The 18,586-nt window shown below is 35.5% G+C and carries 20 protein-coding genes and 1 rRNA gene; 6 read left to right on the top strand and 15 right to left on the bottom strand.

Annotation, left to right across the window (positions count from 1 at the left end; genetic code table 11):
- Positions 1-7: 7 nt before the first annotated feature.
- From alaC to V4D31_RS02280, 10 genes are all read right to left on the bottom strand, one after another.
- Positions 8-1,216, bottom strand: a complete 1,209-nt coding sequence (alaC, locus tag V4D31_RS02325) for an alanine transaminase (protein WP_353686639.1) — start codon at positions 1,214-1,216, stop codon at positions 8-10.
- A 21-nt stretch (positions 1,217-1,237) separates the two neighbouring features.
- The gene (locus tag V4D31_RS02320) at positions 1,238-2,383 is read right to left on the bottom strand and encodes an iron-containing alcohol dehydrogenase (protein WP_353686638.1); all 1,146 of its coding nucleotides are present in this window, start codon (positions 2,381-2,383) and stop codon (positions 1,238-1,240) included.
- A complete protein-coding gene (lipA, locus tag V4D31_RS02315; RefSeq protein WP_353686637.1) occupies positions 2,370-3,230 on the bottom strand; it encodes a lipoyl synthase in 861 nt (286 codons plus the stop codon). The genes V4D31_RS02320 and lipA overlap by 14 nt, the downstream gene beginning before the upstream one ends.
- Positions 3,231-3,274: 44 nt before the next feature.
- Positions 3,275-3,478: a cold-shock protein gene (locus tag V4D31_RS02310; RefSeq protein WP_353683323.1), complete on the bottom strand. Its 204-nt coding sequence runs from the start codon at positions 3,476-3,478 to the stop codon at positions 3,275-3,277.
- Positions 3,479-3,659: 181 nt separating this feature from the next.
- A 5S ribosomal RNA gene (gene rrf, locus V4D31_RS02305) occupies positions 3,660-3,776 on the bottom strand.
- Between the two features lie 46 nt (positions 3,777-3,822).
- On the bottom strand, positions 3,823-5,925 hold the full coding sequence (locus V4D31_RS02300) for a DNA translocase FtsK 4TM domain-containing protein (RefSeq protein WP_353686636.1): 2,103 nt from the start codon (positions 5,923-5,925) through the stop codon (positions 3,823-3,825).
- The gene (locus V4D31_RS02295) at positions 5,925-6,698 is read right to left on the bottom strand and encodes an undecaprenyl-diphosphate phosphatase (protein ID WP_353686635.1); all 774 of its coding nucleotides are present in this window, start codon (positions 6,696-6,698) and stop codon (positions 5,925-5,927) included. Before V4D31_RS02295 ends, V4D31_RS02300 begins: the two co-directional genes overlap by 1 nt.
- 26 nt (positions 6,699-6,724) lie before the next feature.
- A complete protein-coding gene (rlmB, locus tag V4D31_RS02290; protein ID WP_353686634.1) occupies positions 6,725-7,456 on the bottom strand; it encodes a 23S rRNA (guanosine(2251)-2'-O)-methyltransferase RlmB in 732 nt (243 codons plus the stop codon).
- A complete protein-coding gene (gene cysS / locus V4D31_RS02285) occupies positions 7,456-8,916 on the bottom strand; it encodes a cysteine--tRNA ligase (RefSeq protein WP_353686633.1) in 1,461 nt (486 codons plus the stop codon). The genes rlmB and cysS overlap by 1 nt, the downstream gene beginning before the upstream one ends.
- 39 nt (positions 8,917-8,955) lie before the next feature.
- Positions 8,956-10,752: an ASKHA domain-containing protein gene (locus tag V4D31_RS02280; RefSeq protein ID WP_353686632.1), complete on the bottom strand. Its 1,797-nt coding sequence runs from the start codon at positions 10,750-10,752 to the stop codon at positions 8,956-8,958.
- A 16-nt stretch (positions 10,753-10,768) separates the two neighbouring features.
- Between V4D31_RS02280 and V4D31_RS02275 the strand changes: the two genes are divergently transcribed.
- Entirely contained in the window at positions 10,769-11,611 is an 843-nt protein-coding gene (locus V4D31_RS02275) for a glycosyltransferase family 9 protein (protein WP_353686631.1), read from the top strand.
- Here the strand turns inward: V4D31_RS02275 and V4D31_RS02270 are convergent.
- Positions 11,543-12,238 (bottom strand): SapC family protein, encoded by a 696-nt coding sequence (locus V4D31_RS02270; RefSeq protein ID WP_353686630.1) that lies wholly within the window; start codon positions 12,236-12,238, stop codon positions 11,543-11,545. The genes V4D31_RS02275 and V4D31_RS02270 overlap by 69 nt on opposite strands.
- 179 nt (positions 12,239-12,417) lie before the next feature.
- Here V4D31_RS02270 and V4D31_RS02265 point away from each other — a divergent pair, with 179 nt between their 5' ends.
- The gene (locus V4D31_RS02265) at positions 12,418-13,515 is read left to right on the top strand and encodes a 3-methyl-2-oxobutanoate dehydrogenase subunit VorB (RefSeq protein WP_353686629.1); all 1,098 of its coding nucleotides are present in this window, start codon (positions 12,418-12,420) and stop codon (positions 13,513-13,515) included.
- Positions 13,491-14,783, top strand: a complete 1,293-nt coding sequence (hisD, locus tag V4D31_RS02260; protein WP_353686628.1) for a histidinol dehydrogenase — start codon at positions 13,491-13,493, stop codon at positions 14,781-14,783. The genes V4D31_RS02265 and hisD overlap by 25 nt, the downstream gene beginning before the upstream one ends.
- Here hisD and V4D31_RS02255 read toward each other — a convergent pair.
- Both V4D31_RS02255 and cutA read right to left on the bottom strand, forming a co-directional pair.
- Positions 14,772-15,077, bottom strand: a complete 306-nt coding sequence (locus V4D31_RS02255; protein ID WP_353686627.1) for a hypothetical protein — start codon at positions 15,075-15,077, stop codon at positions 14,772-14,774. The two genes, hisD and V4D31_RS02255, sit on opposite strands and share 12 nt — an antisense overlap.
- Positions 15,074-15,388, bottom strand: coding sequence for a divalent-cation tolerance protein CutA (gene cutA, locus V4D31_RS02250; protein WP_353686626.1), 315 nt, complete (start codon positions 15,386-15,388; stop codon positions 15,074-15,076). Before cutA ends, V4D31_RS02255 begins: the two co-directional genes overlap by 4 nt.
- Positions 15,389-15,452: 64 nt before the next feature.
- Here cutA and V4D31_RS02245 point away from each other — a divergent pair, with 64 nt between their 5' ends.
- From V4D31_RS02245 to V4D31_RS02235, 3 genes are read left to right on the top strand one after another with little or no spacing between them, the layout of a single operon-like run.
- Positions 15,453-15,740 carry a GYD domain-containing protein gene (locus V4D31_RS02245; protein ID WP_353686625.1) on the top strand — a complete coding sequence of 96 codons (288 nt, stop codon included), beginning with the start codon at positions 15,453-15,455 and terminating at the stop codon, positions 15,738-15,740.
- A gap of 1 nt (position 15,741) precedes the next feature.
- Positions 15,742-16,635, top strand: a complete 894-nt coding sequence (locus V4D31_RS02240) for a KaiC domain-containing protein (protein WP_353686624.1) — start codon at positions 15,742-15,744, stop codon at positions 16,633-16,635.
- 3 nt (positions 16,636-16,638) lie between these two features.
- Positions 16,639-17,034: a hypothetical protein gene (locus tag V4D31_RS02235; protein ID WP_353686623.1), complete on the top strand. Its 396-nt coding sequence runs from the start codon at positions 16,639-16,641 to the stop codon at positions 17,032-17,034.
- Here V4D31_RS02235 and V4D31_RS02230 read toward each other — a convergent pair.
- Complete coding sequence (locus tag V4D31_RS02230; RefSeq protein WP_353686622.1) at positions 16,998-18,164, bottom strand: small ribosomal subunit Rsm22 family protein; 1,167 nt, start codon at positions 18,162-18,164, stop codon at positions 16,998-17,000. The genes V4D31_RS02235 and V4D31_RS02230 overlap by 37 nt on opposite strands.
- Before the next feature lie 56 nt (positions 18,165-18,220).
- A complete protein-coding gene (locus V4D31_RS02225) occupies positions 18,221-18,493 on the bottom strand; it encodes an HU family DNA-binding protein (protein WP_353686621.1) in 273 nt (90 codons plus the stop codon).
- Positions 18,494-18,586: the final 93 nt, after the last annotated feature.

The following is an 18,586-nucleotide window of genomic DNA, read 5'->3' as shown; positions in this document are numbered from 1 at the left end:
CCCCTCCTTATCCTACTTTTCTAATTTTCTTTACCTGAGGAATCAAATTTAATGCCCTTTTAATACCTTTACAAGCTTGCCTTATTCTGTGTTCATTCTCAACAAGAGCAAATCTGACAAAACCTTCTCCTCCTTCACCAAAACCTATGCCTGGAGATACAGCAACCTTTGCTTCATTTATTAAAAATTTGGCAAACTCCAGAGAACCCATTTTTTTGAAAGGTTCTGGAATCTCTGCCCACACAAACATTGTTGCCTTTGGTGGTTCAACTTTCCAGCCTGCCTGATTTAATCCTTTTATGAGAACATTTCTTCTGCGTTCATAAGTTTTTCTTATTTCTTCAACACAATCCTGCGGTCCTCTTAATGCTACAATTGAAGCAATCTGAATTGGCTGAAACATTCCATAGTCAAGATAGCTTTTTATTTTCGTGAGTGCTCCAACAATCTCTTTATTGCCAACACAAAAGCCTACTCTCCATCCAGCCATTGAATAACTTTTTGTCATAGAGAAAAATTCAACTCCCACATCCTTTGCCCCTGGAACCTGAAGAAAACTTGGAGCTTTATAATCATCAAAAACCAGATCAGCATAGGCAAAATCGTGTATGACCATAATGTTGTTTTCTTTAGCAAAGTCAACCACTTTTCTAAAAAAGTCAAGATCCTCTACCACTGCTGTTGTTGGATTATGAGGAAAATTAATTATCAAAATCTTGGGTCTGGGCCATGAATTTTTATAAGCTCGTTCAAGTTCCTCAAAGAAATCCATACAAGGGCATACACTAAAGGTTCTCACATCTCCACCGGCAATTATTGCTCCATAGGGATGAATTGGATAAGCTGGAGATGGAGAAAGCACCACATCACCGGGTTGCACTGCTGCTAAAAGTAAATGGCTCAAACCCTCTTTTGAACCAATTGTAACAACTGCCTCTGTTTCAGGGTCGATATCAACATTAAATCTCCTTTTATACCACTCTGAAATAGCACATCTCAATTGAGTGATTCCTCTGCTTGCTGAATATCTGTGATTTTTTGGATTCTTTGCTGCTTCACATAGCTTTTCCACTACATGTTTTGGAGTTGGTAGATCAGGATTTCCCATTCCAAGATCTATGATGTCCTCACCTTTTCTTCTCAATTCAGTTTTCAATTGATTTACCACTGCAAATACATAAGGAGGCAGTCTTTTAATTCTTGGAAAATCAAACATTTTTATCCCTCCATTTTTTATTTAATCATTTGCATTTTTTATTATTTCTGTCAATGTCTCTTTTGTGTAACCTATCTGCCATACATGAGCGATGTTGTAAGCATTATCAACAATTTTTGAGATCTCAAAATCCTTGACTCCAGCAGCTTTCAAACTGACAGGTGCACCAATTTTTTTAAACCATGCCTTAAGCTCTGAAATTCCGTCATCAGCTGTTTCTTTATTAAATATTTCTTTTGCAAATCTTTTAAACTGTGCAGGATTTTTATCCTTATACCACTTCATCCATGCTGGAATAATGATGCTAAGACAGGCACCGTGTGGAAGATCATAAAGAGCACCTAATGCATGAGCAATCATGTGATTGGGAAAACTTCCTCCTCTTATCCCCAATTTTGCAAGTCCATTCAAAGCCAGAGTTGCAGCCCACATAAACTCTGCACGGGCATTGTAGTTGTCAGGCTCTTTAAGAATGCTCTCTGTAGTATCCATAACTGTTTTAATTAATCCTTCAATAAATCTATTTTGAATCATCGGGCAGTAAGAACCACTGAAATAGTACTCTACTGTATGGGCAATAGCATCTACTGCTGCATATGCCTGATATTGTGCAGAAACACTGAAGGTTAATTCAGGATTAAGTATAGAAACCTTAGGGAATATATATTTTGAGGAGATTGACAGTTTCTCCTGAGTTTCTTCATTTGTGATTACAGCATTTTCATTCATCTCACTTCCTGTTGCAGCCAGAGTTAAAATTGTATAAACAGGCAAAGCAGATTTTATCTCATCCTGCCTTTTAAAAAACCTCCATACATCTTTTTCACTTTTAGCTCCTACTGCAATTGTCTTTCCTTCATCAATAACAGAACCACCTCCCACTGCAAGTATGGCATTTACTTTTTCTGCTTTGGCTTTTTCAATTCCTTGTTTTGTATGACTGAGCACAGGATTTGGCTTTACTCCGCTGTGTTCAATAAATTCAATATCATTGTCTTTTAATGCCTTGAGGACTCTCTCATAAAGTCCTATTTTCTTTATTGACTCTTTACCATAAACAAATAATACCTTTTTAACTCCGTCTTTTTTAAGAATCTCACCAATTTTATTCTCTGTGCCTCTGCCAAAAACTATTCTTGTTGGATTAAAAAATTCAAAGTTTTCCATATTCTCCCACCTTTACTGCTTTATAGGCTTCATAAGCTCTTGTAGAGCTTCTTATTAAAGGGTTGCTTAAAACAACTTTAATGCCTTCTTTTAAAGCAAAATCAGCAATTTCATCAAATACTTCTACTTTTTTATATTCTACTACAGGCAGAGCTTTTTTTGAAGGCTGAAGATACTGTCCCACTGTAATAATGTCGCAACCTGCATTTTTTAAATCTTTTATTGTCTGAAATATTTCACTCATACTTTCGCCAAATCCAATCATGAATCCTGATTTTGTAATTAATTCTGAATTAAAATTTTTTGCAGATTCAAGAACTTTTAATGAACGGCTATAACAACCAACTCTTACATATCCATAAAGGGATTGCACTGTTTCAATATTATGGGCAAAAACTGAAATATCAGAATCCAAAACCTTTTTGATGGATTTTATGTCTGCCTGAAAATCTGGAACAAGAACTTCTACCAAAGTATCTGGATTTATTTCTTTAATTTCTTTCACAGTTTTTGCAAAATGAGATGCTCCACCATCTTTTAGGTCATCTCTTGTTGGGGAAGTTATGACAACGTATTTCAGGGAAAGCTCTTTAACTGCTCTGGCAATTCTTAAAGGCTCTTCAGAATCAATTTTTTCAGGAATTCCTTTCTCTGCATTACAGAATTTACATCCTCTTGTGCATACATTGCCAAGAATCATAAAAGTAACAATTGACTCTTTATAACAAATACTTCTGTTGGGACATCTTAAAGTTTCACATACAGTGTTTAATCTGCGATTTTTTAAAAAATTCTGCGTTTTTTTAATTTCTTTAAGCTGGCTTTTAACCCATTCTGGAAGAGGCATAGGAAAGTTTATAGAAGGGACCTCGTATGAGGTCCCTCGGGTTGTCAGATTTTTTCTACATTAACTGCTTTAGGTCCACGATCTCCTTCAACAACATCAAATCTCACTCTGTCACCCTGTTTCAGAGTCTTAAATCCATCACCCTTAATTGAGGTGTAATGGACAAAGACATCCTGTCCGCCGTCCTGCTGAATAAACCCGAATCCCTTTGACTCGTTAAACCACTTAACACGTCCTTCAAAAGCCATACTTCTTAAAACCTCCTTTTAATTCTCCCACCAATGGCAGGTGCTAAAAGCTTGCAAAATGCAAAGCTAATCTTTTATAACATGCTACATCATAAAAAGTAAAGTAAAATTTTTCTATGCTGTTTTAATAGGAATTTATAAAGGTAGATTTTTACAGAAAGGTTTTGTATAAATAAAAAATGCCTGGCAGCGACCTACTTTCCCATGACCTCGCGATCATAGTATCATCGGCCCTGGAGGGCTTAACTTCCGTGTTCGGAATGGGAACGGGTGTTTCCCCTCCGGTATAGCCACCAGACAATTTTTATAATAGCACAACTTCTTCAGAAAATGCAAGTTAAATTTTATCCCAAAAATTTTCTCGGTTTACCAGCACCCTGAGGCGGACCTACAAGTCCGTCTTCTTCAAGTAAATCCATTATTCTTGCTGCACGGTTATAGCCTATTTTGAATTTTCGCTGAATAAGAGAAATTGAAATCTCTCCAGCCTGGCGAGCATATTCAATAACTTCTTGATAAAGTTCATCCCTGTTTGTTTCCTCTGTCTTGCCATTTTCCTTTTTATCTTGAGGAATCTGAATTGATTCAAAAAGGGAGTAATCCGGGTTACCTTGACTGCGAAGATATTCAGTAACTGCTTTTACTTCTTCCTCACTTACATAAGCACCATGAACCCTGATTATCTTCACACCTGAAACCATAAAAAGCATGTCACCCCTTCCAAGAAGCTTCTCTGCCCCTTGTGTATCAAGTATTGTTCTGGAATCTACCCTGGATGTAACCTGAAAGGCAATTCTTGCAGGAAAGTTTGCTTTTATTATGCCTGTTATTACATCAACACTTGGTCTCTGGGTTGCAACAACAAGATGTATTCCTGATGCTCTTGCCATTTGAGCAATGCGGGTTACAGCCTGTTCAACCTCTGTTGGTGCTGTAAACATAAGGTCTGCAAATTCATCAATAAATACAACAAGATATGGAACTTTTTCATCTTCTTGCACTGATTGATTAAAACTTTCTATGTTTCTGAAGCCTCTTGATGCAAAAAGTTTGTATCTACGCTCCATTTCAACAATAACTTTCTTTAATGCCTCTGATGCTTCTTTTGGGTCTGTAATTACAGGTGACATTAAATGGGGAATATTTTCATAAACTGAAAGTTCCAGAAGTTTTGGATCAATGAGCAAAAGCCTCACATCATGAGGAGTTGCCTTATAAAGAAGACTGAGTATCATTGTATTGAGACAAACACTTTTACCAGAACCTGTCGCACCCGCAACCAAAAGATGAGGCATCTTTGCAAGATCTGTTATAACAGGATTCCCATATATATCTTTCCCAAGTGCAAGAGTAAGATAGGATAATGAGTTCTGAAACTTTTCAGAGGCGATAATTTCACCAAGTCTTACAATATGCCGCTTTTTATTTGGAACTTCAATGCCTATTGCTGACCTTCCAGGAATTGGGTATATTCTTATGCTCTGAGCTTTCAGAGAAAGAGCAAGCTCGTCACTAAGGGTAATTATTCTGCTCAGCTTTATTCCACTTGCTGGCTCAAACTCATACATTGTCACAACAGGACCTGGATGAACTTCTTTTATGCTGCCATGAATGCCGAATTCTGCAAATCTTGCCTCAATGCTACGGGCAGATGCTATTATTTCATCCTTTGAAATACTCTCATCTGTTTTTTCAACCTTGAGTAAAGAAAGTGGTGGAATAAGAAAACCTTTTTTTTCTGTTTCAACTCTTTGTTCTTTTTCAATTTGTTTTGTTTTTGAAATTTTAACATCCTTTATTGGTTCTTCAGATTTTGATACCTTAACCACCTTTATTTCTTTTTCAGATATTTCTTTCTCAGAAGTAGATTTTTCAGAAGCTTCCATTTTCTTTCTTCTTATTATTTCAGGTTTAAGCAAAATAACTGATGCAATAAATACAGAACTCCATAAAATATAAGTTCCAGCGAGCGATAAAAAAGCTTCACTCCCATGAAAAGCTATCCATGAAACTCCAGTGGGAAGCTTTTTATAAGTTTCAATAATTTTTCTTAAAGGTTCAAGCATAACAGACAAAGAAAATAAAAGAGTTAAAATATATGGCATTTTTCTAAAAGCAATAGGTTTGCCATTAAATCTTTTTATCCCTAAAAAAAGAAGCAAAAGGGGGATTAAAAATCCTCCAACTCCAAATATGCTTAATAAAAAATCAGCCAAATAAGAACCCACTACTCCTCCACAGTTTACAGGCTTTGATTTTGTATAAGTTAGAAAAGAGAGATCCAGAAAACTATAGCTAAAAAGACATACAGAAACATAAACTGCTAAGGCTACGAGTAAAACTGATTTAACTATATCAGAAGCAGATAAAGTGTGAGAATTTGCACCTCTTTCAATTTCTCGAACGGGAATAAATTTTTTAGATTTTTTATATATCTTTTTCTGCATTAGCTTCTAAGAAAATATAACAAAAAAATCACTCCTGCTAAAATCCATCGATAGTATATAAAAAGATTCAGAGGGTATTTTCTGAGGAAGCTGAGAAGAAATTTAATTGCAATAATCCCTGTTATGGCTGCTGAGATAATTCCCACAATAAAAAGTGAATAATCATGGGAATAATTTAATTTTAATGATTTATGAAAATCAAGGAATGCAGCACCTGCAATCGCAGGAGTTGACAACAAAAAAGAAAATTTAGCAGCATAATCTCTTGTCAGGTCTCTTAATAATCCTGCAGTAATTGTGATTCCTGAGCGCGATACTCCAGGAATTAAAGCTATTGCCTGAGCTAAACCAATAACTATTGCATCAAAAAGTGTTACAAAGCTTCGCTGTCTTTTCCCTATTTTTTCTGCATAAAGCATTAAAAAGCCAACAGCTACAAGAGTAAAAACAATTACTAAGGGATTTCTTAAGGAAGTTTCTATCAAATCATGAAAAGCCACACCAGCTATACCAGCAGGGATGGTTCCAATTATCAAAAACCCGAGCATTCTTGTATCTTTAAAGAGAATTTCAATCCAGTCTTTCCAAAAGCAGTAAATAAGTGAAATTAAAGTACCCAAATGAACAGCAATATCAAAGCTTAAAGAGTTCAATTCACCACTCCATCCAAAAATCCATGGCGTAATTACAAGATGGGCGGTACTGCTAATTGGCAAAAACTCTGTAATTCCCTGAATCACTCCAAGAATAATTGCTTTAATAATTTCATCCACAGCTTCCTCCTTATTTTATTTTTGATTCAATCAATTATTTTACTTCTCTGTCTTAATACTTCAAAAGCAAGCAGGCTCGTAGCAACTGATACATTCAATGAGTTTACTTTACCTTTCATCGGGATTTTTACCACTTCATCACATAAAGAAAGCACTGTCTGCCTTATTCCTTTTCCTTCAGAACCAACCACTAAAGCCATTGGTTGAGTAAAATCGCTCTTCCAATAAAGCTTTTCTGCCTTTGCCTCAGCTCCGTAGATTTTAATGTTATGCTCTTTTAAAGCCCTTATTGCATATTTGATGTTGTTGACCTGCACAAGATTGACATGCCAAAGAGCTCCAGCTGAGGCTTTCCATGCAGAAGGAACCAATCCTGCAGAGCGTCTTTCCTGATAAATTATTGCATGAACTCCTGCTGCATCAGCAACTCTGCATATGCTTCCAAAATTCTGGGGATCTTCAATTAAATCAAGAATCAAGAAAAAGGCAGGTTCATTTTTATGTGATGCAATATTTAAAGCATCATCAAGCGTTATTGTTTCCTTTGGTTTTATCTTTGCAACTACTCCCTGATGAACTCCCTGTGAAATCTTTTCAATAAATGCTTCATCAACAATTTTCACAGGAATTGAATTTTTCTCAGCAAGTTCAATGATTTCTTTAAGTTTTAGAATCCTTTTTTTTGCTATGAATACCTCTTTTAAAGCCTGTGGAACTTTAAAAGCCTCAACAACAGGATTTACACCATAAATATACATTAAATTTTTACTTTCCATACTGTTCTATCTGGTTTGTCTTCGAGAATAATTCCCTTTGAAAGAAGTTGTTGCCTGATGCTATCAGCCCTCTGCCAATCTTTGTTTTTTCTTGCCTGAAATCTTTCTTCTATGAGCATATTAATTTCCTCTTCTGTAATCTCAATTTTCTTAATTTTAAGCAAATCCCTGTGCCACTGAATTGGCTCCCTCTGAAATAAATTTAAGACACTGCCGAGTTCTCTGATGATTTTTTTTGAATTAAAAAGCAGGTTTATTTCTTCTTTACCGGAAGGTCTTTTATCCATGAACCGATTCAGCTCTTTAATGAATTCAAATATTACTGCCAGCGCCCTTGCAGTATTGAAGTCTTCATCCATTGCTCTTTCAAAATCTGGTTTAAGATTTTCAAAGTCTGACTTAATTTTTTCAAAATTTGAGCTGTTTCTGACATTTGGCTCAATTTTTTCAAAATCATCAATTCTCATTATTGTGCTATAAACTCTATCAAGGGTTGCTTCAGCCTCTTTTACATACTCATGGGTAAACTCTATGGGACTGCGATAATGACTTGAAAGAAGAAAAAGCCTCAAAGCCTCAGCATCATAGATTTCAAGCAAATCCCTGATATTTAAAACATTTCCGAGAGATTTTGACATCTTTTCTTTATTTATCGTTACAAATCCGTTGTGAATCCAGTATTTTGCGAATGTTTTTCCTGTATATGCCTCTGATTGAGCGATTTCATTTTCATGGTGGGGAAATATTAAATCCGCACCGCCACCGTGAATATCAAGGGTTTCACCAAGATACTTTATTGACATGGCAGAGCACTCAATGTGCCATCCAGGTCTTCCTTTACCCCAGGGTGAATCCCACCAGGGTTCTCCAGGCTTTGATGCCTTCCATAAGGCAAAATCAAGAGGACTCTTTTTTCTTTCATCCACCTCAACTCTGGCACCGCTCATAAGCTCATCAATCTTTTTCTTTGAAAGCTTTCCATATTGAGGAAACTTTTCTACGGAAAAATAAACACTCTTTGCATCACCTTCATCTACTGTATAGGCATATCCTTTTTCAATTAACTTTTGAATTATCTCTATCATCTCTTTTATATGTTCTGTTGCCTTTGGCTCTACATCAGCTCTTGCTATTCCAAGATGATCCATGTCTTTGTAATATTCTTCTGTATACTTTTCAGCAATCTCCTTCCATGATACACCTTCTTTATTGGCTCTATTTATAATTTTGTCGTCAATGTCTGTAAAATTTCGCACAAATTTAACTTCATAGCCTTTGTATCTAAGATATTTCACAATCACATCAAAAACAACAGCACTTCTTGCATGACCAATGTGACAGAGGTCATAAACAGTAACTCCACAGGCATAAATGCCCACTTTTTTGTCATTCAAAGGTTCAAATTCCTCCAGCCTGTTGGTCAATGTATTGAAAACTCTCATCCTATCCTCCAAAGTTGATTTATGCTTATTTTAACTTAATTATTTAAATCTTTCCCAATCTGTATGTGGCAGGAAGAGCGCAGAAATATATTCATCCATGAATTTTTTAGAACGGGAAAGATCAATGTATGTCATTTTTTGAGCAACTTCATTTGCTGCTTTCCATAACTCTTTGCTTAAGAGACATAAAACAGCACCTGTTAAGGATGTGTTACCTAAAAAAATAAACCTTTCTTCTGGAAAATTCGGTAACATCCCTATTTTAATAGCCTTTTTCACATCTAAAAACTCACCAAATCCTCCTGCTATGTAAACTTTTTTTAATTCTTTTTCACTTATCCCCATTTCTTCAAGAAGTGTTGAGACCCCTGCATAGATAGCAGCCTTTGCCCTGATAATATTGTCAATGTCTGATTGAGTTATGTAACAGTCAGATGAAATAATGAATCTTGAATCATCGCGTGAGAGTTGACTGAAGACAATGTGTCTGGATCTATCAGGAAGAAGCTTGCCTTTCTGATCAATGACTCCATTACTGAAAAGTTCGGAGACAATATCTATCATTCCACTTCCGCATATTCCTTGTGGTTTTACATTGCCTATAACTTTAATTTCAAAACTGTCACTTTCTCTATGATATTTAAAAGACTCCACAGCTCCCTGAGTTGCTCGCATTCCACAGCTTATTCCACTTCCTTCAAAGCATGGTCCTGCAGAGGTTGATGCAGTAACAAGAAACTCTCTGTTTCCAATAACAATTTCACCATTTGTTCCTATGTCAATGAATAATGAGAGCTCTTCATTGTTGTAAAGCCCGGATGCCAGAACTCCCGAAACAATGTCTCCTCCTACATAACCGGCAACAGAGGGAAAAGTGTAAACAGGTATTTGTGCCTCCAGCAAAAGCCGGGCATCAGAAGCTCTCCACACAGGGTAATAGTTTAAAGCAGGAGTGTAAGGCTCCTGTCTTATATACTTTGGATTAATTCCCCAGAAAAGATGACACATTGTAGTGTTGCCAGATAGAATAACACAGTAAATTTTGCCATCTTCATGCCTTAGTAAAACTGTATTGACAAGAGCATTGATATCATCAACAATGCATTTTCTTAAAACATTAAGTCCATGAGGATTTTCCTCTGCAAAGACAATTCTTGTAATTACATCATCTCCGTAATTAATCTGAGAGTTGTAACAGGTTGCCACATCAAGAATCCTGCCTTTTTCCAGATCAATCAGCGCCATTGCCACAGTTGTGGTTCCTATATCAATGGCTACTGCATAGAGTCTTTTTGAAAGAAAATCAATAATTTCATCCTCTGATAATACTAAAGTTATATTCCACTGATTTTGTCTTAAAAAATCTGAAAGCTCTGCTGCAAGTTTTCGTGATATTGATAAAGTTCTACAAGCTGCGATTTTTAAATTTTCAAAATCCGCCAGAGCCTCCCGGGGGTCTATTTTTAAATGAAGTTTCTCAACAAGGGGACTTAAAAGAGATGGCTGAGTTTTAAAAATATTTTCAATAAGTTCTGCTTTTGCAAGAGCTATTCTTTCAGAGACTGTAATTAACTGAGCAGGCAATTCAATTTGAAGATCGCTTTTTGGAAAACTCTGGCAAGCAAGAACAAAACCTTCTGCTTTTTCATATTCTGATATTCCGAAAAATGAGTCTGATTTTACCTTACCTTCTAAGATTCTAATCTTACATCTTCCACAATTTCCCCTGCCTCCGCAAGATGTAGGAACATATATTCCATGTTTTTGTAAAATCTGAAGAAGTGTTTCTTTATTAGCTTCAAAAATTTCTCCACGATTTGTTCTAATTTTATACATGATTTAAAATTATATCATGAAAGCTCTTGTTTATCGCATGGCAGGCTTAGGAGACAGTATCCTTGTTTATCCACTTCTTGAAATTCTGGTAAAAAAGGGATATGAAGTGACTGTGTGGGGAAATACGGAATATTTTAATCTCGCTAAAGAAGCAGGCTTTTGCAAAAAAACAATATTTTATGAGCCAAAAGAGAAGTTTGATTTAAATATAATTTTTTCACAAAACAGGGATATTTTACATAGCAATAACTCAATTTATATCAATCCAATTCCAGGAGAGCAGCTCTGGATTGTTGATTATTACTTAAAAAAACTTGGATTTCAGAATGAAACTTTTTCAAAGGTTCTTACACTGCCTTTTTCAGAAATAAAACATGATAATTTTTGCATCATTCATCCTGGAAGTGGTTCAAAAAAGAAAAATCCTGATTTAATTTTTTTCTATAAGCTGGAAAAAATTTTAAAAGACTACGGATTTGAGACTCTTTATTTACTTGGACCAGCTGAATCTGAGCTGGTAAAAAACTTTAAAAACTCAGTTTATGCAGAGCATCCTGTTGAAATAGCAAAAATTCTTCTAAAAGCAGATTTTTATATTGGGCTTGACAGTGGAGTAAGCCACTTAAGCAGCTATCTTGGAGTTCCTTCAATTGTTATTTTTGGTCCAACAGATCCTGAAGTCTGGCATCCTATCGGTGCAAATCTTACAGTAATTCGTTATGAAAGCTGTAAACCCTGTTTTCCAGATGTATGTAAAGAAAGAAAATGTCTGGAAACAGAATTTTTAATCTCAGAACTCTGCAAATATATCAAAAAGCTTGAAATTTCTAAGACTCAGATAATGAGCATGAAGAATTAAAAGATAACCCTTTGAATTGACAGTATAAAGCTTTTCAGGCTGGAGCTTGGAAAGATATTCAATGTTTGCCATTAGTGTATTGTGAAACTGCATTTTACCGAGTTTTGTATCAACTTCAAGATTTAAAGGTTTTAAGTATCCTCCTTCAAATAACTCTTTTGAACACTCCTCTGCATCATGAAAATCTCTTGCAAGTTCTGTAAGTCCCTGTTTTATTGTGAAAAAAAATTCAGTTTCATTTCCTTCATCGTCAAACAATCTTTGTCCATCTTCAGATGCATAAATTTCATCAAAAATAATTGTATATTCATCTACTTCTTTGAAAACTCCAAAAGGATAGTGCTTGCAAACATTTGGAACAGTGTCAACCTTCCATTCTCCGTTTTCTTTTAAAAATATATTTTTACCGTTAATTCCTGTAACAGCAAAGGGGAAAACAACTCCTTCCTGAAGACCGAACATAACTGGATAATACATTGTAGCAGATAAAATTTCAGAGTAAGTAAGAGGAACAATCTCAACATTCTTCATGAATGAGTAGTTTTCTGGCATTTTTACTTTTAAATTTCTATGAATACTGCTGTCAAGGGCAACAGCTCTATTAAAAGCCTTCATAATTGCCTTCATTTTAGCCTCCTGATAGGAAAGTTTATAAATTATATCATACAATTCAAAAAATATTGACAGTAAATTTTGTAGATGATATAGTAATTATATTCAGTAAATCATGAAAGATGCACTGTTTCTTCATTCCGAGGGTGGCATTCCATCTGAGGAATTTATTGAAAATATATAGGAGGCTTTTCATGAATAAAATCTTAATGAAAGGAAATGAAGCTGTTGCAGAAGCTGCAATTCAGGCAGGATTAAAATTTTATGCAGGATACCCTATAACACCTCAAAATGAAATCCCTGAATACTTATCAAAAAAGCTGCCAGAGGCAGGAGGGGTATTTATTCAGGCAGAAAGTGAAATCGCTGCAATAAACATGATTTACGGTGCCAGTGCATGTGGAGTTAGAGTAATGACTTCATCAAGCTCTCCAGGAATAAGTCTTAAGCAGGAAGCAATATCATATCTTGCAGGTGCTGAGTTGCCAGCAGTTATTGTAAACATGATGCGAGGGGGACCAGGGCTTGGAAATATATCAGGAAGTCAGGCTGACTACTTTCAAGCAGTAAAAGGGGGAGGACATGGAGATTATCGTTTGCTTGTATATGCTCCCTTCAGTGTTCAGGAGATGTGGGATTATACAATACTTGCCTTTGAAAAGGCAGACGAATGGAGAAATCCAGTAATGATTCTTGGAGACGGAGTAATTGCCCAGATGATGGAGCCCGTTGTTCAGAGATTTCCAGAATTAAAAACTTTTGATAAATCCTCCTGGGCTTTAACTGGAGCAAAAGGAAGACCATCCCGTTTCATAAGAACTCTTTTTATGGGAGAAGGAGAGCTTGAAAAACGCAACTGGAAGCTACAGGAAAAATATCAACAGTGGAAAGAAAAGGAAGTCAGATATGAGACCTACTTTATTGAGGATGCAGAGGTTGTTATTGTAGCCTTCGGTTCTGCCGCACGAATCTCAATTTCAGCAATAAAAAGGCTCAGAAGGGAAGGAATTAAAATAGGACTTTTAAGACCAATCACACTCTTTCCATTTCCTGAAGAGCCAATAAGACAGCTTGCTCAGGAAATTGAAAAATTCATTGTTGTTGAATTCAATGCAGGACAGATGGTTGAAGATGTAAGGCTTGCTGTAAATGGCATGGCTGAAGTTTATTTATATGGAAGACCCGGTGGAAGTATAGTAACAGCAGAAGATATCTATGAGGCTATAGTTAGAGATACAGTTACTGAAAAGCAGGTTGGATTGGGTTTATGCTTACGATCAAAGATAAAATAGAGCTTGAAAGGTTTATAAAAAAACTCCGTAAAAGGTCAACATCTGAGCCTGAAATTGAAGAAAATGTTAAAAAAATCCTCAATGAAGTTAAGAAAAAAAGAGATAAAGCCCTAATTAAATATACAAAGTTGTTTGACAGACACAACCTTCCTCTTAAAATTGAACCTGATGAAATCAAAAAAAAGGCAGATAATGTCTCAAAGGAAGTCATTGATGCACTCAGGTTTGCTTCAGAAAGAATCCGTAAGTTTCATGAACATCAACTTGAAAACTCCTGGCAGTATGAAGAGGAAGATATTACCCTTGGACAGCTAATAAGACCTATTGAGCGTTTAGGAGCGTATGTTCCAGGAGGCAAAGCTTCATATCCGTCAACGGTTCTCATGAATATTATTCCTGCTCAGGTTGCAGGAGTAAGGGAGATTGCAATATGTGTTCCCACGCCTCATGGAGAACTAAATTCAACAGTATGTGCTGCTTTACATCTTCTCGGAATAAAGGAAGTCTACAGAATTGGAGGAGCACAGGCAATAGGAGCAATGGCTTATGGAACTGAGACAGTAAAAAAGGTTGATAAAATCGTAGGACCGGGAAATATTTATGTGGCAACAGCTAAAAAGCTTGTTTTCGGTGAAGTGGACATAGACATGATTGCAGGACCGAGTGAAATTCTTATTATTGCTGACAGCTCAGCAATCCCAGCCTTTGTAGCTGCTGATATGCTCAGTCAGGCTGAACACGATGAGATGGCATGTAGCATTCTTGTCACAAATTCTGAAAAGCTTTCAGAGGCAGTAAAAAAGGAAATATCAGTACAGCTTAAATCTTTACCAAAGGCATCAATAGCTAAAAAATCTCTTAAAAACTTCGGAGCCATTATAATTGTTAAATCTTTGAATGAAGCATGTGATGTTGCCAATGAGATTGCACCGGAACATCTTGAGATTATGACAGAAAATCCTGAAAAACTGTTACCCCTTTTAAAAAACGCTGGAACGATATTCTTAGGGCAATGGACTCCTGAGCCCATTGGAGACTATGTGGCAGGACCAAATCATACTCTTCCAACATCTGGAACTGCAAGATTTTTCTCTCCCTTAGGAGTTTATGATTTTTTAAAAAGAAGTTCTCTTATAAAGGTTGGCAAAAAAGGATTTAATAAACTTGCTTCATATGTTGAGGTGCTTGCAAGCCTTGAGGGACTGCAAGCACATGCAAATACAGTGAGAGTAAGAAAAACTACACTTCCTCCTTTTTCAGAAATTTAAATAATAAAGGAGTCTGCTAATTATCAGATATCCTCCACAGGGTATCTGGCTTTTATTGACAAAGAAATCACATCCATCTTCTCTAAAATCGCATTTATCACAGAGGAAGGATAAACCCTGAACTGGTACTGCCTCATTATTTAAATGAAATATCTCAATAATTCCATCTAACTCACGAGAGGTAATATATTGCTTGAGATAAAAATATCCTCCGCATAATTCAGTTTCTTTGCCAGGTTTATAGTAGTTGCAAAATTTCTTACAGATCAAAGAAGTATAAGCTTCCTCTTTCATTTTGTAACCTCACTAAGCCAGTTTAAATAGCTTTCACTGCCTTTTTTAATTTTTAATCCTATAATCTCGGGCACTGTATAGGAATGAAGTGATTTTACTCTTTTTTCAAGCTCTTCAAACAACTCAGAGCGTGTTTTAACTATCATCAGAACTTCTGGCTCATCCTCAATTTTGTCCTGCCAGGAATAAATGGAACGAATATTTTTTATGATATTTACGCAACCTGCAAGTTTTTCTTCAACAAGAGTTTTTGCTATTTTTACTGCTTCCTCTTCATTAGGTGCTGTTATGAAAATCACCATGTAATCCATAATTTAATTATAAAAAATTTACTAAAAAAATTGGTATAATTTAAAAAAATAATGGAGGTGTATTATGCCTTACTATGTTATTTTAAGCACTCTTACAGATGAAGGAAGAGAGACTTTAAAGGAAAGGCCTGAAAGAATTACTGAAGTCAACAAGGAGATTGAAAAAATGGGAGTCAGGCTAATTGCGCAGTATGCTGTTCTTGGACCCTATGATTTTGTAAACATTATTGAGGCTCCAGATAATATCACAGTGATGAAAATGTCTGTTGAACTTGGTTCAAGAGGCACAGTTCAACTCATGACAATGCCTGCCATTACAGTGGAAGAGTTGATTAAAAATTTGAAGACATAAAATGAAAAAGGAAACTGAAATTACAGAAACATTAAAAGAACAGAAAGAATATCCTGAGCCTGTTAAGAAGGCTATATTTACAGCTAAACAGGCACTTGAAAAAGCTCCAGAAATAGAAGGAGTCTCAACAGGAATTGAAGGGCTTGACAAGCTTTTTTATATAGTTACACTAAAAGATGGTAAGCTTATTAATCAGCCTCTTGGAGGAATTCCAGCCTACTCTGTTTTTAATATTACAGGAGTTTCAGACACAGGAAAATCATTAATGGTTGAACAATTTGCTGTAGAACAGGCAAGAAAGGGATATAAAGTAGCCTTTATAACTGTTGAGGCTCCTGCAAACTTTCTTGTTGCTGGGCTTAGGCTCAGAGCGCAGGCAATGGGATATAATTTTGAGAAATTTGAAGACAACATAATTTTGATTGATGCTGCTTCCTATGGAAGCTTAAGGGAAAATATTCCTGAACTTCTTTCCACTCTCGCCTATGTAATTCAGAACTATAAAGTTAAATTTACAGTGATTGATTCTGTTACAGGGCTTTTTGAAAATAAAGAAATGCTTGCAAGAGTTGTGGTAAGGCAAATTTTCAATTTTTTAAAAAAATGGTATCAAACAGCACTCCTTGTATCACAAAAAAGAAGCGGACACGAAGAACTTACTGCAGAGGCTGCAGGAGGATATGCTGTAGGACACATTGTTGATGGAACAATGGTTTTAGCTAAAGAACTGGTTGATTCTGCATACAAAATGAAACTTTATAAAAAAGAAATCGGTGATATTGTAAGACTTTTCAGAATTGATGGTTGTAGACTTTCAGGTCATGATACAAAAACGCATTTTCTTGAAATAACAGAAACAGGACTTGTAAAAATCCTTGAACCTATTGGGAGGTAAAAAATGGTTATTGAAGTCAAGCCTCAAAAAGATGAATCTTCTGATGTTGAGGAGATTACACAAAAAGTTTTTTTCAAAACAATTGAGCTTCTTGGTGGAATTAGAAAACTTGCTGAATACAGAAGTCTTACATGGCTTCCTGCTTTAGCAAGGGCTTCTTATGCAGTTGTGCTTAAAGAAAAATTTTTAAAAAGCGAGGAAGAAATAGCGAGCATAGTAGGAATTACAAAAAATACAGTAAGAATGATACTTCGCTCAGACCCTGAGATAGCATTAAAGAAGATTAAAGAATTAGAAGAAGCTTCAGGTGAAAATAAAAAGGAACTTAAAGTTCATACTGCAGGAGCGATTGCCCGTCTTGCCTACAAGGAAATAAAAGATACAATTTCAGGACAGTAAAAAATTTCTATTTTAGAATTTTTAGGAATGCGGACTTTTTTTTCTGAGACTTCAATAAACTCAGAAAAAGAAAAATAGCAGCCTTTTTTAATTTTCAGCCAGCAATCATCTTCTATATAGTCTCTTTTTAATCTCTCAATATCAACAAGTCTTCCATCCCAGCATCCCCATAATCTGCTTTTTCCTTTTTCATTGAGAAGATGGGAAGTGTTTTTTATAACCATCTCATGTTCTGGAAAAGTATCTTTTATGTTTATCCCATCTTTTCTTAAAATTACATAGCTAAATTTAAGATAATTTACCTGCAGTCCCACTGCGCTTAAAAACGAAAGATATTCTGGAGGAATCCATCTCCTTTCTTCATAACACCAGTTGTTTGCTTTAAGAGCAGAACATGCAAGATTATTCAGACAAGGGCTGTAAGGATAAAGTTTAAGCTCATCAATCAGGCTATCTCTGAGTTTATGAAGCCTCATAGAACTTCTTTTAGTTGCTGGTTCAATAATAATTAGAGTAAAATTTTCATTACGATAAATAAAATACTTTATGAATTTTATAAAGTCCTCCTGGCTTATTCCTTGTTTATCGAATAGTTCTCCCATAGAATTTGAAAAAATCATTATGTCAGGTTTTAATTCTTTCAATTCAACATAAGTTTTTACATCAGATGCATCAGCTTTTAAAAATTCATAATTTACTGACAAATTATATGGTTTAAATCTCTCAATCATTTCCTTTGCAAAATTCATAGCCTGATCTTCTAATTCAACACCTTCATATCTGATATAGCCTGCTGAAATTATTCCTTGCTCAAATAGCTTAAAAACTGGCAGAACTGCTGGACAGGGACCACAACCAATGTCAACTATTTTTAAATCTTTTTTATGAGAAATTGAAGGATGCCTGAAAAGCTCCTTAAGAATTCCATATACTTTTGACAAATTTACAGGGAAAAAATAGGCAAGATAGCCTTTTAAAATATCCTGATTTTTCATGTAATCTATAGGTCTTTTAAAATCTGAAAAAGTAAAAAGCTCAGAAGCTTTTAGAATTAAATTTTTTAATTGCTGTTTCGGAGGAATTTTTTCTCTGAAGATATGTTTTAAAAGAAACTCAGACCAATCCTTCACTTTTAAAAAGTATTTAGGGGAAGATTTTCTCCTCCCCTAAAATAAATTTTCAGAGATTACTTTACTGCTTCTTTCAAAGATTTTCCTGCTGTAAATTTAGGAACTTTTGTTGCAGGAATCTTAATTTCCTGTCCAGTTCTTGGATTTCTTCCCTTTCTTGCCTTTCTCTTTGAAACATAGAAGCTGCCAAAACCTACTAATGTAACCTTGTCGCCTTTTTTGAGAGCTTCTTTAATCGCATCAATTGTAGCATCCAGTGCCTTCGCTGCCTCAGCCTTTGTAAGCTCTGCCTTCCCTGCAATTTTGCTTACTAATTCTGCCTTTGTCATAACTACTTACCTCCTTTTTATTGATAAATTAAGGATTTGATGTAAACAATACCAAATTTTTCATATAATGTCAAGTATTTTTTTATAATAAAA

This window comes from Thermodesulfovibrio sp. 3462-1 (assembly GCF_040451425.1).
GTDB lineage: Bacteria > Nitrospirota > Thermodesulfovibrionia > Thermodesulfovibrionales > Thermodesulfovibrionaceae > Thermodesulfovibrio > Thermodesulfovibrio obliviosus.
This window is presented reverse-complemented; position numbering and strand designations above follow the sequence as displayed.